12 protein-coding genes are annotated in these 13,534 nt (G+C 48.0%); 7 read left to right on the top strand and 5 right to left on the bottom strand.

From position 1 onward, the window contains the following. Positions 1–105 precede the first annotated feature (105 nt). Positions 106–927 (bottom strand): formylglycine-generating enzyme family protein, encoded by an 822-nt coding sequence (locus UNH61_RS15890; protein ID WP_326992948.1) that lies wholly within the window; start codon positions 925–927, stop codon positions 106–108. 336 nt (positions 928–1,263) lie between these two features. Between UNH61_RS15890 and UNH61_RS15885 the strand changes: the two genes are divergently transcribed. The 5 genes from UNH61_RS15885 (at position 1,264) to UNH61_RS15865 (ending at position 6,113) form a co-directional block, all read left to right on the top strand. Beyond that, positions 1,264–1,500, top strand: a complete 237-nt coding sequence (locus tag UNH61_RS15885; RefSeq protein ID WP_326992947.1) for a hypothetical protein — start codon at positions 1,264–1,266, stop codon at positions 1,498–1,500. 27 nt (positions 1,501–1,527) lie between these two features. Continuing rightward, positions 1,528–4,539 carry a glycosyl hydrolase gene (locus UNH61_RS15880; RefSeq protein WP_326992946.1) on the top strand — a complete coding sequence of 1,004 codons (3,012 nt, stop codon included), beginning with the start codon at positions 1,528–1,530 and terminating at the stop codon, positions 4,537–4,539. Positions 4,540–4,716: 177 nt separating this feature from the next. Further along, positions 4,717–5,064, top strand: a complete 348-nt coding sequence (locus tag UNH61_RS15875; protein WP_326992945.1) for a YciI family protein — start codon at positions 4,717–4,719, stop codon at positions 5,062–5,064. After that, a complete protein-coding gene (locus UNH61_RS15870) occupies positions 5,048–5,239 on the top strand; it encodes a hypothetical protein (protein WP_326992944.1) in 192 nt (63 codons plus the stop codon). The genes UNH61_RS15875 and UNH61_RS15870 overlap by 17 nt, the downstream gene beginning before the upstream one ends. After that, positions 5,223–6,113 carry a DUF6596 domain-containing protein gene (locus tag UNH61_RS15865; protein ID WP_326992943.1) on the top strand — a complete coding sequence of 297 codons (891 nt, stop codon included), beginning with the start codon at positions 5,223–5,225 and terminating at the stop codon, positions 6,111–6,113. The genes UNH61_RS15870 and UNH61_RS15865 overlap by 17 nt, the downstream gene beginning before the upstream one ends. A 13-nt stretch (positions 6,114–6,126) precedes the next feature. On the opposite strand, the gene UNH61_RS15860 is transcribed toward UNH61_RS15865, so the two are convergent. Next, positions 6,127–6,726, bottom strand: a complete 600-nt coding sequence (locus tag UNH61_RS15860) for an SMI1/KNR4 family protein (protein ID WP_326992942.1) — start codon at positions 6,724–6,726, stop codon at positions 6,127–6,129. A 384-nt stretch (positions 6,727–7,110) separates the two neighbouring features. Between UNH61_RS15860 and UNH61_RS15855 the strand changes: the two genes are divergently transcribed. Beyond that, complete coding sequence (locus UNH61_RS15855) at positions 7,111–7,944, top strand: alpha/beta hydrolase (RefSeq protein ID WP_326992941.1); 834 nt, start codon at positions 7,111–7,113, stop codon at positions 7,942–7,944. Positions 7,945–8,026: 82 nt separating this feature from the next. After that, entirely contained in the window at positions 8,027–9,307 is a 1,281-nt protein-coding gene (locus tag UNH61_RS15850; protein WP_326992940.1) for a TCR/Tet family MFS transporter, read from the top strand. Positions 9,308–9,479: 172 nt separating this feature from the next. Here the strand turns inward: UNH61_RS15850 and UNH61_RS15845 are convergent, their stop codons facing one another. From UNH61_RS15845 to UNH61_RS15835, 3 genes are read right to left on the bottom strand one after another with little or no spacing between them, the layout of a single operon-like run. Continuing rightward, positions 9,480–9,947, bottom strand: coding sequence for a hypothetical protein (locus tag UNH61_RS15845; protein ID WP_326992939.1), 468 nt, complete (start codon positions 9,945–9,947; stop codon positions 9,480–9,482). 12 nt (positions 9,948–9,959) lie between these two features. After that, positions 9,960–10,940 (bottom strand): hypothetical protein, encoded by a 981-nt coding sequence (locus tag UNH61_RS15840; protein ID WP_326992938.1) that lies wholly within the window; start codon positions 10,938–10,940, stop codon positions 9,960–9,962. 44 nt (positions 10,941–10,984) lie between these two features. Next, the gene (locus tag UNH61_RS15835) at positions 10,985–13,339 is read right to left on the bottom strand and encodes an ATP-binding protein (RefSeq protein WP_326992937.1); all 2,355 of its coding nucleotides are present in this window, start codon (positions 13,337–13,339) and stop codon (positions 10,985–10,987) included. Positions 13,340–13,534 lie beyond the last annotated feature (195 nt).

Here is a 13,534-nt window from a genome sequence, read left to right as displayed (position 1 = left end):
GTTGCCCGCCAGGGTAACCCGTTTTATTTTTGCAGCGCCGTTAAACCAGGTAGTGTCTCAGTTTGAAATTTGACGCTTGACAGGATAAGACATACGTCAGTAAAACTAATTTGAAGAAGCGAGGCGAAATCCGATTGAGTGATAGCCTAACCTGTATTTGGGACGAGATGCTACGCGGCTATAAGCAGCCCCATTGCCTGAGTTACCACCACGGACAACACGAAGCGGAGAAATAAGACCATCGTCGTTCTTCTTGTCGGGCGGCTTCGTCGCAGGCCCAGTCGGATTATTTTTCGGACTTTTTCGATAATAATTTTCATCATACCAATCGTTGCACCATTCCCATACATTGCCTGACATATCATACAATCCTAATTCATTGGGCTTTTTTTGTCCAACAGGATGAGGATTTAATCCGCTATCGAGGGAAGTCCAGGCTACCGCCTTGATATCATTACTACCTGCAAATTCAAAACCCTTACTCTTTCTGCCGCCTCTTGCAGCATATTCCCATTCTGCTTCTGTGGGCAACCGATAGTGTTTACCGGTGAGCCTATTCAACTTTGTAATAAATGTTTGTACCATTTCCCAGCTAATACTTTCTATCGGGCAATCCGCACAACCTGGATTACTGGCAGGATTTTTACCCATGACCTTTTCCCATTGTGCTTGCGTAGTTTCGTACTTGGCTATCTTGAAACTGCTTAACGTAACATTATGAATGGGCTTGTTATTTTCTTCATTTCCGCCCATGGCAAACGTGCCGCCCTGCACGGTTACCATTTCTTGCTCAATGATAAATCCAGTTGTGCCAGTCGTCTTCACAGAGTCAGGAGCAGTTGCGTTTAATGATCTTTTCGAATTGCTTTGCGAGCACGAGATACTTGAAGCCGTTGTGACGAGAACTGCCATGAAAATGTATTTCATTGTAGAGATTTTTTACGAGAAGTGGAAGAAACTCAAAATGAATAGATTAGTCTTTCTTATTCCATCTACTTTTAGAAGCCTTCTTAGCTATTTCCGTTCTCTTCTTTGGCGTGAGGGATTCAGCCCTTGCCTTGCCTCCCTAACGCTACGCCAGCAGGGTTCTTACCTTCGTCAGATGCAGGAGCATCCCCGGTAACGATATCTAAAATCGACTTTGCTCGTTTGTTCGGATCTGCGGGAAGTTTTTTCTTTGCCATGAGACAAAGATACAAAACGCCATCCTTATCCGGTCAGGCATCAAATTTCAAACTGAGACACTACCTTAAACTATATTCTTTGGCCATCTCCCTCGAAAAAGTTATCTTAGGTATAACTCAAACACAATACTATGTTACAGTTACTGGAAATAATCATGAATATTGGTATGCTGATAAAGAAAATAAAGGGTGTGAGAAGGAAATATGCAAACGCCTGAGCGGCTTACTTTTAATCATTCCTGTAGCATCCCGCCAATCTTTACAAGTATCAAAATTCGCAGGAACAGTGTCAAATAGTATACAAAAGCAGGATTAGCTTTATGATAGCTAAAACTACCTGTACATGATAGTTTCGTATACACTTCCACGTTATCATCCCTTTATTTTTTTACAGAGATATATTTATGGCTGTCTTTTTCTGTTGTTGGCGCTGTGCCAGCTGCTTGCATCAGGCGTTGTAAATGCGCAGGCGGTAGCCCTGAAGCATGGATTCCTGCACCCGCCGGCTTCTGCCAAACCGGGTGTGTACTGGTATTTCATGGATGGCAACTTGTCGGAAGCAGGGATTACGGCCGACCTGGAAGCAATGAAGGCCGCAGGCATCAGCAATGTACTTTTCCTGGAAGTAAACGTTGGTATTCCCCGGGGCAAAGTAGATTTCCTCAGTGAAACCTGGCAGCGGATATTCGTTCATGCCGTCAGGGAAAGCGAGCGGCTGGGGATAGCCATCACGCTGGGAATCGGCCCCGGATGGTCGGGGAGTGGCGGTCCCTGGGTGAAACCTGCTCAGTCTATGCGCCACCTCGTGGCATCCCGCATCAATGTTTCGGGAAACGAATCTGCCGTACTCCATTTGCCCGTACCAGCCCCGCGTACACCGTTTTTTGGCGAAGGTGTTTTCACGGGCGGACTGAGAAAACAATGGACCGATTATTATGAAGATATAGCCGTATTGGCATTTCCCACTCCGGCCGATAGTACAACGCTTACCGATATTGACGAAAAGGCGCTGTACTACCGGGCTCCGTTCACCTCCCAGAGAGGAGTGAAGCCCTTTCTGCCAATGCCGGACGTTTTTCCGGCTGTGGCCGGCATCCCCCGGGAGAAGGTGAAAGATGTATCCGCCTGGCTGCAACCCGATGGTACGCTCAACTGGAAAGTGCCGCCGGGCAAATGGACCATCATGCGGTTCGGCCTGCGGAACAACGGCGCTATCACACGCCCCGCACCAACTCCGGGACTTGGCTTTGAAGCTGATAAGTTCGATACCACCGCTATTAAAGCCCACCTCGATCATTATATCGGGGCGTTGCTGAGGAAGCTCGGCAAACGCAACCCGGCAGCCGAAGGTGGACTGAAACGGCTGCATATGGACAGCTGGGAGATGGGGGCGCAAAACTGGACCGCCAACTTCCGGGAGTTTTTCAGGAAAAGACGCGGGTACGATCCCCTGCCTTTTTACCCGGTATATGCCGGTCGTATTATAGACAATCCGCAAATCAGCGAGCGATTCCTGTGGGATCTGCGGCAAACGGCCCAGGAACTGGTGCTGGAGAATCATGCCGGTTATGTAAAGCAATACGCCCACCGCCAGGGTTTGAAATTATCCATAGAACCCTATGACATGAATCCTACGGCCGACCTGGAACTGGGCGCTATCGCGGATGTTCCGATGTGCGAATTCTGGAGCAAAGGCATGGGCTTTAATTCAGCTTTCAGCTGTATAGAGGCCGTATCCATTGCACATGTGAACGGACAACAACAGGTGCCGGCAGAGGCTTTTACCGCAGAACAAAATGAAGGGTGGAAGCAGTATCCCGGCTCCATGAAGAATCAGGGTGACTGGGCCTTTGCTGCTGGTATTAATCAGTTTGTATTTCACACCTTTCAAAGTCAGATGCTGAACGAAGCCCTGCGCCCCGGAATGACCATGGGCCCCTACGGTGTGCACTGGGACCGTCATCAGACCTGGTGGCCGCTGGTAGGAGGGTATCATGATTATTTGTCGCGTTGCCAGTTTGTACTCCAGCAGGGAACTTCCGTGGCCGACATCCTCTACCTGACGCCTGAAGGTGCCCCGCATGTATTTCAGCCTCCGGCTTCCGCTTTATCGGGCGATCCTGTATTGCCCGACCGTAAAGGCTACAACTTCGACGGATGTTCGCCCGGGCAGTTATACAAAGCCACCGTGCAGAACGGACGTATCGTATTTCCCGGCGGCGCCAGTTATCGTATACTGGTGTTACCTGCCGTGGCAGCCATGACACCACAGCTGTTGAAAAAAATACAATCGCTGGTGAATGCCGGGGCAGTTGTTACCGGTGTGCCACCCCGGTATTCGCCCGGCCTCACCGGCTACCCGGCCTGTGACGTAATGGTACGGGCCATTGCCCGGCAGTTATGGGAGCCATCATCCGCTATTGGCAGGCGTATCATCCGCAGCACTGTACCGGAGGGAGCGCTGTATCCGTATTACGACAGTACCGCTGCTATCCTGCAGGCGATGAAAGTAGCGCCTGACCTGGAAGCAGGAACGGATATCCGCTACGCACATCGCCGTGTAGGGAACACCGATGTTTATTTTCTTTCCAACAAAACCAGCACCACTATCCGCACCACCGCTGTTTTCCGCAGTCACGGCGGAAAACCTCAGTTATGGGATCCTATGACCGGAAACATGCGGGCATTGCCTGAATATACTACCCCGGATAACGTTCGTACGGCAATACCGTTGCAGTTTAACGCCGGAGAAAGCTATTTCATCGTCTTTGACAGGGAAGCTGCACCGCGGTTCTCATCTCCCGAAAACTTCCCGGCAAGCCGCGAAATACTTACCCTGCAAGGGCCCTGGAAAGTTACATTTGACCCCAAATGGGGTGGGCCGGGAGAGGTAGCATTCGATACACTTCAGGACTGGATTAACCGGCCCGAACCCGGTATCAGGTACTATTCGGGCATGGCCGTTTATCGCAAAACCTTTGATCTGAAAGCGCTCAACAGCCATGCAACGTACCTGTTGCAACTCGGCAGCGTTGATAACCTGGCCAGCGTAACGCTGAATGGAAAAACGCTGGGAACCTTGTGGGCGGCGCCCTGGCAGATAGATATCACGCCGGCGCTGAAGGAAAAAAATAATCAGCTCGAGATCACGGTTGCCAATCGCTGGCCTAACAGGCTGATTGGAGATGAGCAACGGCCTGATGATGGTATCCGGAACGGCCAGTGGCCGGACTGGCTACTGAAAAATGAGCCGCGTAACAGTGGCCGGTTTACATTTTCGACCTGGAAATTTTATACGAAAGACTCCCCGCTGTTGCCTTCCGGCCTGCATGGCCCCGTAGTAATTACGAATTAAGAATTAAGAATTACGAAATGCATAAGAGATATAAGCGAATGGAGTAATAATTCGCTTATATCTCTTATGCATTTCGTAATTCATAATTCGTAATTCGTAATTTAATTTGTCCCTTTTTCGGGAGCCTGTTTGTCTTACTGCAGACAATCAAAAATATCATCTCAAAATGAAAAAACTATGAAAGAGTTTTTAATGCTTATCCGCGAAGGAGCAGCGTACGACCAGATGTCGCCCGAGGAAATGCAGGCCTGTGTTGCCAAACATGTTGAGTGGGTTAACAGTCTTACTCAAAAAGGGCAGTACAAGGATGCGAATCCGCTGGAAACTGTTGGCGCAGTGATCAGGGGCAATATGGTAACAGACGGGCCGTATATCGAAAGCAAGGAATGTGTAAGCGGGTACTATATTCTGCTGGCGGGTTCACTGGAAGAGGCGATTACAATTGCAAAGGGATGCCCTGACCTGGCGATGGGGTGTACATTGGAAGTTAGGGAAATGACCAATCTGAATGACCAGGAAAACTGATGATACCCGTAATGTGCATCTGCTGACAGCCCACCTCTTCCGGGAAAGTTCCGGGAAGATGACGGGAATCCTTGTGCGTTTGTACGGAATAGGATACCTGGATCAGATTACGGATGCCGTACAGGATGCATTTGTTGCTGCTTTGTTGTCAGCCTGGCTTGTCGGTACGCTATAAGATCATCATTACGCTGCATTTGGTATCCGGCTTTGGCGTTCCGGAGATTGCGAATGCGCTTTTTATGAAAGAAGAGGCCGTGAAGAAGGCCATCACCCGGATAAAGGCTACGCTGCGTGCCTCCGGGCTGACGATGCCGGGCGTATTGAAAAAGCAGCTGGTGCAACACCGGCATGTTATTCATACCATCCTGTATCTGTTGTTCAACGAAGGATACAAAACAACCCGCAGACAGGGAGGAATCAATATAGACCTTTGCTATGAAGCCACCCGGCTGTTGCAGTTGATAGCTATGGAAGATCCCTGTCACGACGCACATGCGCTGTTATCGCTAATGTTCCTGAATGTTTCGCGATTTCCGGCACGTATTTCAGCGCGGGATGAGTGGCTGACGCTTGCGCAGCAGGACAGGCGCTTATGGAACCGGGCACTCATAGGAACGGGTTTGTTTTATCTTGATAAAGCAGGAATGGAAAATTTTCCCGGTCAGTTTTATATAGAAGCGCTGATTTCATCCATTCACTGCACTACAGAAAGATTTGAAGACACTGACTGGACAAAGATTGCAGCATTGTACGGACAGCTGGAGAAGATGCTGCCGGGTGATCCGGTAATTACACTCAACAGGATCATCGCGGAGAGTTACACCGGTACCGTAGTGGGGCTGGCAGAAGAGTTAAGCGGGCTGGAGCCCTTGTTCACAGCAGGATACGGGCTATTGTACTGGCTAACGAAAGCGCATCTTTATCAGCAGGAAGGTGAAATGTCACTGGTGCCGGGATGTTATAAAGAAGCGCTGGCAGCGGCCCGGTCGCAGATCGATCGGGAGTTTGTGCAAAAGAAGATAAGTGAATTTACCCGCTCTCAGCAATAACCGAGATGGTTTGTTAGTTCCCATTGTTCCTGAACTGATCTATCAGCGGAAGCCCTACTTTTTTCCTTCTCTCATTAATCTTTATCAGTTCTTCAGGGGTTAATACTTCGTTTGTTTCTTTCGTATCATTCACCATCAGTCCGGCCAGGAAGCTGTCAAACGAATGTGCAACAAGCCCGGGGGCTGCGCTGGCGGGCGATTCATGATGCCAGTAATATATTTTGCCAAAGGTTTCTTTTTCCAGCGAATAAAAAATAATATCGCCCGGATAACCGGCGCAGATAGGGAAGAAGTGGTGCCTGATCTGTTCCGGAAAAAAATAGGTATCAATGATGCTCAGCACACTGTTCCGTTGCTGGCCGATACCGAAGAGCATGCCTATATCAACTGTGCCGCTTTTCAGGAATGAGGAGTGTTCAATAACAGAACTGACCACATTTTTATTGAAGCTTGTAAATCCGAAGGTGCTGGCGAAAGAGAGTACATCTTCTTCCGGCAGGTTTCCCATGATATTGGCGATGGTTTTTCGAAACGCAGGCAGGTCGGAGGTTACCGGGCGTTTGCCGGATTGTTTTACTCCTCCCAGTCTGGTTATCTTTTCAAAGATATCCATATGGTTGTATGATTTTGACCACCGGCTCTCAGTGGTCTGAATAAAGATCCTGGTTATGATCCAAACGGTGAATGAGTTCAATTATTGTACATCTTGCGAATATCATATTTGCAGCACCAGTTAAATAAATAGCCGTGATAACACGGAATATTTTTTTGTTGTTATTTTGAATGAAACCAGTATATTTGCTGCCCCTCACAAAAAAATCTTCGCCGTGACAAAAGAAAAACTTATACAACTATAGCAGCTGAATGTAGATGTCAATGGTGTTTTTTTAACCATGCCCGACGTCAGTTCCAATGACGCGATCGCCCCGTTAATTGGCGTATTCGCCCCGAGATGTTGATGTATTTCGATGTAGGTTTGTTGCATAAAATCTGACATATGCAATTGAGATCTGTATTTATTATTTTTCTGTTGATGATGACATCTGTTTATATGAATGCCCAGCAGCAAACAGGCCATTATGCACCGGTAAACGGGTTACAGCTATATTACGAAGTACATGGCAGTGGCTATCCATTGGTATTGCTGCATGGCGGTGGATCCACCATTGAATCTAATTATGGCGGGGTGTTACCCATGCTTGCGAAAGAACATCAGGTAATAGCCATAGAATTGCAGGCGCATGGACATACCAAAGATATCGACCGCCCACTTAGTTTCGAGCAGGATGCAGATGATGTAGCAGCGCTGTTGAAGCAATTGAAGATAGAGAAGGCAGATATCATGGGCTTCAGCAATGGTGCTACTACGGCCTTACAGATGGGAATCCGTCATCCGGAGCTGGTGAACCGGCTGGTACTGGTGGCTGCGCTCTACAAAAGAGATGGCGTACCGGCGGGTTTCTTTGAAGGATTTAGCGGGGCTACGCTGAACACGATGCCTAAACCTTTACAGGCGGCTTATCTGAAGGCGAATCCGGATCAGAAAGGGCTGGAAGCCATGTTCCACAGGGATGTGGCGAGAATGATGGCATTTAAAGATATCAGCGATGCTGACATAAAATCTATTCAGGCGCCTGCATTCGTGATAGGAGGTGATGCAGATGTCATACAGCCGCGACACACCCTGCAACTGGCACAAACATTACCACATGCAAAACTCGCCATATTGCCAGGCGGGCATGGTGAATGCCTGGCAGAGGTTTGTACACCACAAAATAACAAAGCGGTCGTTGCACTCACGATGGCGATGATCAGTGAGTTCCTGCGATAGCTATTGCCGCAGTACTTCCGGATCAATGCCCGTTGTAATAAGCAGATCGCCTTACATTCAAATTTTCTAAACCACTCATACTATGCAAACATCCAGGAAGTCTGCAATGGGCTTTATTTTTATCACATTATTGATCGACGTAATGGGATGGGGATTAATCATCCCGGTAATGGCGGATCTGATTGCCCAGCTGAAAGGCATTCCGGTGAATCAGGCCAGTACCTACGGTGCGATGTTATTATCCGTTTTTGCCATTACACAATTTATGTTTGCCCCGGTGGTAGGTAACCTGAGCGACCGGTTTGGCCGCCGGCCGGTATTGCTGGTTTCCCTGCTGGGGTTTGGTATCGATTACATCATCCTTGCGCTGGCCCCGGCTTATGGCTGGTTGTTCATCGGAAGGGTAGTAGCAGGTATCACAGGCGCCAGCTTCACTACAGCTACCGCCTATATTGCTGATGTGAGCGTTGATGAAACCACGAAGGCTAAGAACTTCGGATTGATCGGAGCTGCATTCGGACTGGGTTTCGTATTGGGCCCTGCACTTGGTGGCCTGCTGGCACACTGGGGCCTGAGAGCGCCTTTTTATGCAGCGGCTGTGCTTTGCCTGCTCAACTGTTTGTATGGGTTTTTCTTCCTGCCTGAATCATTGAGTAAAGAGAACCGCCGTCCGTTCGACTGGAAACGAGCCAATCCTTTTGGATCGCTGAAATTCCTGACACGACATCCGGAGATCAGTGCACTGTCGCTCAGCTTTTTCCTCATTTACCTTGGCGCACAGGCTATTCAGGGTAACTGGAACTTCTTCACGATCTATCGTTTTCACTGGACAGAAGGCATGGTAGGAATGTCGCTGGCAGTAGTAGGCGTGCTCGTGGGAGCTGTACAGGCTGGTCTGACAAGAGTAGTGGTGCCAAAATTCGGGAATGAGAAAAGCATCTATATGGGGCTGTCTCTCTATACCCTGGGGCTGGTATTATTTGCCTTTGCCACAGAAGGTTGGATGATGTTCGCTTTCCTGGTACCTTACTGTCTTGGCGGGATCTGTGGTCCCTCTCTGCAATCCGTTATTTCCGGTCATGTGCCGGGTAATCAGCAGGGAGAGCTGCAGGGAGCGCTAACCAGCCTGATGAGTCTGACTACGATCATTGGTCCGCTTATCATGAATGGTACATTTAGTTATTTCACGAGTGACCGGGCGCCTTTCTATTTCCCGGGTATACACTTCCTGATTGGTGCCTTATGTATGTTGCTGAGCCTTTTGCTTATCAGAAGGATACTGAGCCGTGAAAAGAAGGAGCATCCTGAGTTGGTGAATGTGATTGAGGGGTCGCCGGAGATGAAGGATGTGCAGGTGCATTAATGGAGCGCCGGAAATAAAGAATCAAGAGCAACAGCGAAGATTTTAGCGGGTAATAATAATACGCTGGAATTTTCGCTGTTGCTCTTATATGAATGCTGAAGCTCGTTGTCGGGCGATGTGCGGAAGTATAATTTTATAAGTGCCGGATTGCATCATAGCCGCCACCACTCCTTTATAACTTCATCGCTCTCCTCACATATCCGCCCGCTATCCGCGACAACTGATCAAAAAAAGGCATCAACTCCCGATTCCCAGGCTCCTGCGCATTCGTTACTTCCAAACGTTTCCCCGATTGCATGCTTATTGTAACCTTCGTATCAATCCCATCCGCCGGCTGATTGCTCCCGCCACTCTTTAACGCTGCAAATTTCACCGTATCCGCCTTGCTGATTAATTCATTCCACAACTCCGGGGAACTAAGCGTATCCAGGCTCCAGGTCTCATTTTTGGCGCCAAGCAAATAATGATAGTGCACTGAATCCCGGGATATTGACAGGGATTGTGCGAAACCGAGGTCGCCTCCAGCCTGACTGAATTCAATCTCTTTTATTACATCCGCGGTTTCAGTACCACCGGAATGCGGTGCAGGCTTTTGTTTGCATGCCATCGCGAGCAGGCATAGCCATAGATATCTGGTCATACAGGTGAGCGTTTATCGTTCAAGTATACTGCCCGTTTCCTCAAGGAAACGTTCTATTTTATTTGTTTTTTGGAAGGAGCGGAGATTGAGTTCCCTGGACTGGTTACGGACGTTCAGCTGCATGCGTACATCTGTTCCTGCGTACACCAGATTAGTTGTTTTCCGTACGATGAGGAAACGAACGAAATCATCAAAGGAATATTCCTTTCTGAAAAGACTGCCAAAAGAAGCACGAACAATTTTCCGGTTATTTTTATCCAGTGATATGGTGGTGAACAGGCCATAGATGATTAACAAGATAGGAATGGCCAATAGTACCAGCGGCCACATTTTTTGACTGTTTGTTTTGCTAATGCCGGGCATATACCACATCCAGCCCCATACTGCCAGCAGGATAATAACCAGCACAATGTTCCCTGTCTTCGATTGTTTCAGGGTATATACATTGTCTTTCTCATCATAATATTCAAAGGTGGTAATTGGCAGAGGCGCTGTGTTGGCAGCGGTTGGCTGTCCGCCTGCTACCATTGCTTCCAGCTGGGGCAGCACTTCCTGCCGGAAGCGGATAGCATTCTTATCCTGTGCATCTCTAAAACCGGGAGATATGATGATGCCTTTGCCATGGCGGTCGCTTTTGAGATAAGCCCGGTAGGTCATTCCTGTGGTGCCGCCAACGCTCTGTATGGCGGCAATCTGGTCGAAGTCGAGCGTTTGCGCGCTTAATATGCCAAATGGCCTTTTATACATCCTGCGGGTGGCTGCATCGAAAGTCAGCGTAGTATTACCGGCTGCGATCATTATCAGCACCATGATCAGTATGAAAATAAGCCCGAGGAATATTCCAGGGTTAACGCCGTATTGCATCGTGGAAATAATGAAAAAAAGCCAGATGCCGGTCAATATGCCGCCGCTGATGAGCGCAATCAGGCGCAGTATAAAGGAAGGATAAATAATGATACGGTTGGGCTCAACAAGCCATTTTGTTTTTGTCATTCCCGGGTTAAGTTTAGCGTGAAAAATTAGCAATTAGATTTGGGTCAGATCTTCATTTTTTTTATCTGGGCAATTTTAAGCAGGGTTGACAACATCTCACGGGGGAAAAATGGTTTATTCAGAATATCGAAGATCCCCATTTTGGCAAATCTGCGTCGAACAGTGGCCAGAATATCTGCCGTGAAAATTACGATATGCATATCCGGGTATTGCTGCCGGATCGCGGCGGTCAGCTCATAACCGTCCATTTCCGGCATGTGCAGGTCGATGAACGCCACATCGAAAGAGGTATCTTCCAGTAGCGCCAGGGCCTCTCTGCCGCTTTGTACGCCATGAGGAACAATACCAAAATACCGCAGCTGCTTTTGGGCTACCATGATGTTCACCGGATTGTCTTCCACAAACAGTACGGACATTCCCGCGAATTTATTGGCGTAGGCAGAAATGTCGGACGGCGTGGAGCTTTTCGCAGGTGTATTCTTCCGGGTAGCTTTTACAAAGATGAGATCGAAATGGAACGTAGTGCCTTTACCAGGACTGCTTTCCAGGAAGATTTCGCTGTTGTGCAGCCGAATGAGTTTCTGGGTAATGGTGAGACCCAGACCCGTGCCGGATTGTTCCCGTCCGGGCGACTGCGGCACCTGCCGGAAGCTCTCAAATATCGTCTGGTGCAGGGCTTCAGGGATACCAATTCCGGTATCTTTAACCTCAAAATGCAGGGTCACTTTATCTTTCTCTATTGATTTCAGGTTGATAGATATTGTTACGCTGCCTTCATCTGTATACTTCAGCGCATTACTGACAAGATTATTGAGTATCTGGCTGAGCCGGATGGGATCGGCGAGGATCTTTTTCGGAATCTCTTTATCCAACTCTGTCTGCAGCCGGATCCCCTTGTGTTCAGCAAGGGAACGGAACTGGTTTTTTATATGCTTCACCAATTCCGGAAGATCCACTTCTGCCTGTACCAGCTCCAGATTGTCGCTTTCCATCTTGTTCAGATCAAGTATGTCATTGATCAGCTGAAGCAGGTGATCTGAGGAGAAGGCAAGATTGGTGATATATTCCTCCTGATCCGGCGTATAGCTTAATTTTAAAAGATTAGCAATGCCGATGATGCCATTTAAAGGAGTACGTATTTCATGGCTCATGATCGACAGGAAATCTGATTTTGCTTTAGCCGCATCTTCTGCAGCGTTCTTGGCGTCCACCAATGTCTGCTCATCTTTCCTGCGTTGTGTGATATCCATAACGGCGCCCCTCAGCATAACGATTTTCCCGTCCCTGAATACTGGCGCTCCGACAAATCTCAGCCATTTCCGTTCTTTGAAACGGATATCGCTGGTAAAGGTTTCTCCGCTTTGTAGGTTTTCATTCAGTGATTTGGTAATATTCTCCCGTTCTTCTTCGTCATACAATTCCAGGATATTTTGCATAGTGGGATCAAAACTATCATCCACATCATGAATCGTGTATGTTTGTTTGGTCCAGAAATTCTGGCCCGTTTCCAGGTTCATTTCCCAACCACCGGTTTTACTCAGCTCCTGGCTGATATCCAGTAGAAAATTTCGTTGTTTCAGCGTTAATTCTGCCTGTTGAAGAGCCAGTTCATTTTCTTTTTTCTCGGTAACATCCATTACCGCACCTCTCAACATCACTACCTTTTCATCTTCAACAACAACGTCGCAAAGACTCCTGACCCATTGCACCCCTGCAGGTGTTTGTCTTCTCAACTCAATATCATACGGTATTTTTTCTTCCACTGCCCGGCGTACCAGTTCTGCCAGTATAAGGCCTGATTCAGGTTCATAAAGATTTATTACCTTTTTAAAATCCGGCACAAAATCGTCGGGAACGCCATATATGCGATAGGATTGCCTGGACCAGAAAACTTCTCCTGTACGGAGGTTGTATTCCCAGCCTCCTGTTTTACTCAGTTGTTGGCTGTAATCCAGCAGACTTTTAGCCTGCTCCAGCTGCTGGCTGGTCTGTTGCCGGTATTTCTCATGCTGCACATCCTCCGTTATATCCTCTACATAACCAATAAAATATTGGCGCTCTTCGGAATCCTCGGAAAAAATGCGGGCATATATTTTACAGTGGCGAACACCCTTTTCCGGATGACAGACACGGTAGGAAAAATTGAAGGTCGACTGCCGGTTAGCGAGTGCATTCTGTATCACTTCGTTCACCACGGGAATGTCTTCTTCCACTATGGCCTTCAGCCAACCCGTCCCAGCTGATTCAGCTGCAGAAAGCCCGGAGATATCTTCCCATTCCTGGTTAACAAAATAACAATTCCCGTCCAGTCCGGACAGAAAAGCACCCATTGGTGCATGTTGCAATGCGTCCTTGAAAAATTGCTCGTGATTACTATGGGGCAGTAGTGTGTTCTTCATTCGTAAGATAGGTTTAGCCATACCTCATCTGTATATCGTCTGCTGTAACTGTAAAAACTATAGCTGAACATGGCTAATCCCGGAAGATTAACATGACAGTATATGCAGGATACGGTTGATTCAATTACAAAGACCTCCTTCTCACATATCAATATTAAGCTTTCTTTTCCATTTTCGGATAACCGGACAGTCCTC

The sequence above is a fragment of the Chitinophaga sp. 180180018-3 genome (assembly GCF_037893185.1).
Taxonomy (GTDB): Bacteria; Bacteroidota; Bacteroidia; order Chitinophagales; family Chitinophagaceae; genus Chitinophaga.
The sequence above is the reverse complement of the archived record's forward strand: the minus strand, read 5'-3'. Positions and strand labels throughout refer to the sequence as shown.

Coding starts and splice junctions, on each gene's coding strand:
- UNH61_RS15845 (WP_326992939.1), bottom strand. CDS start 9,947: ATGACCAGATATCTATGGCTATGCCTGCTCGCGATGGCATGCAAACAA.
- UNH61_RS15890 (WP_326992948.1), bottom strand. CDS start 927: ATGAAATACATTTTCATGGCAGTTCTCGTCACAACGGCTTCAAGTATC.
- UNH61_RS15870 (WP_326992944.1), top strand. CDS start 5,048: ATGACCAGGAAAACTGATGATACCCGTAATGTGCATCTGCTGACAGCC.
- UNH61_RS15850 (WP_326992940.1), top strand. CDS start 8,027: ATGCAAACATCCAGGAAGTCTGCAATGGGCTTTATTTTTATCACATTA.
- UNH61_RS15855 (WP_326992941.1), top strand. CDS start 7,111: ATGCAATTGAGATCTGTATTTATTATTTTTCTGTTGATGATGACATCT.
- UNH61_RS15840 (WP_326992938.1), bottom strand. CDS start 10,940: ATGACAAAAACAAAATGGCTTGTTGAGCCCAACCGTATCATTATTTAT.
- UNH61_RS15860 (WP_326992942.1), bottom strand. CDS start 6,726: ATGGATATCTTTGAAAAGATAACCAGACTGGGAGGAGTAAAACAATCC.
- UNH61_RS15880 (WP_326992946.1), top strand. CDS start 1,528: ATGATAGTTTCGTATACACTTCCACGTTATCATCCCTTTATTTTTTTA.
- UNH61_RS15875 (WP_326992945.1), top strand. CDS start 4,717: ATGAAAGAGTTTTTAATGCTTATCCGCGAAGGAGCAGCGTACGACCAG.
- UNH61_RS15835 (WP_326992937.1), bottom strand. CDS start 13,339: ATGAAGAACACACTACTGCCCCATAGTAATCACGAGCAATTTTTCAAG.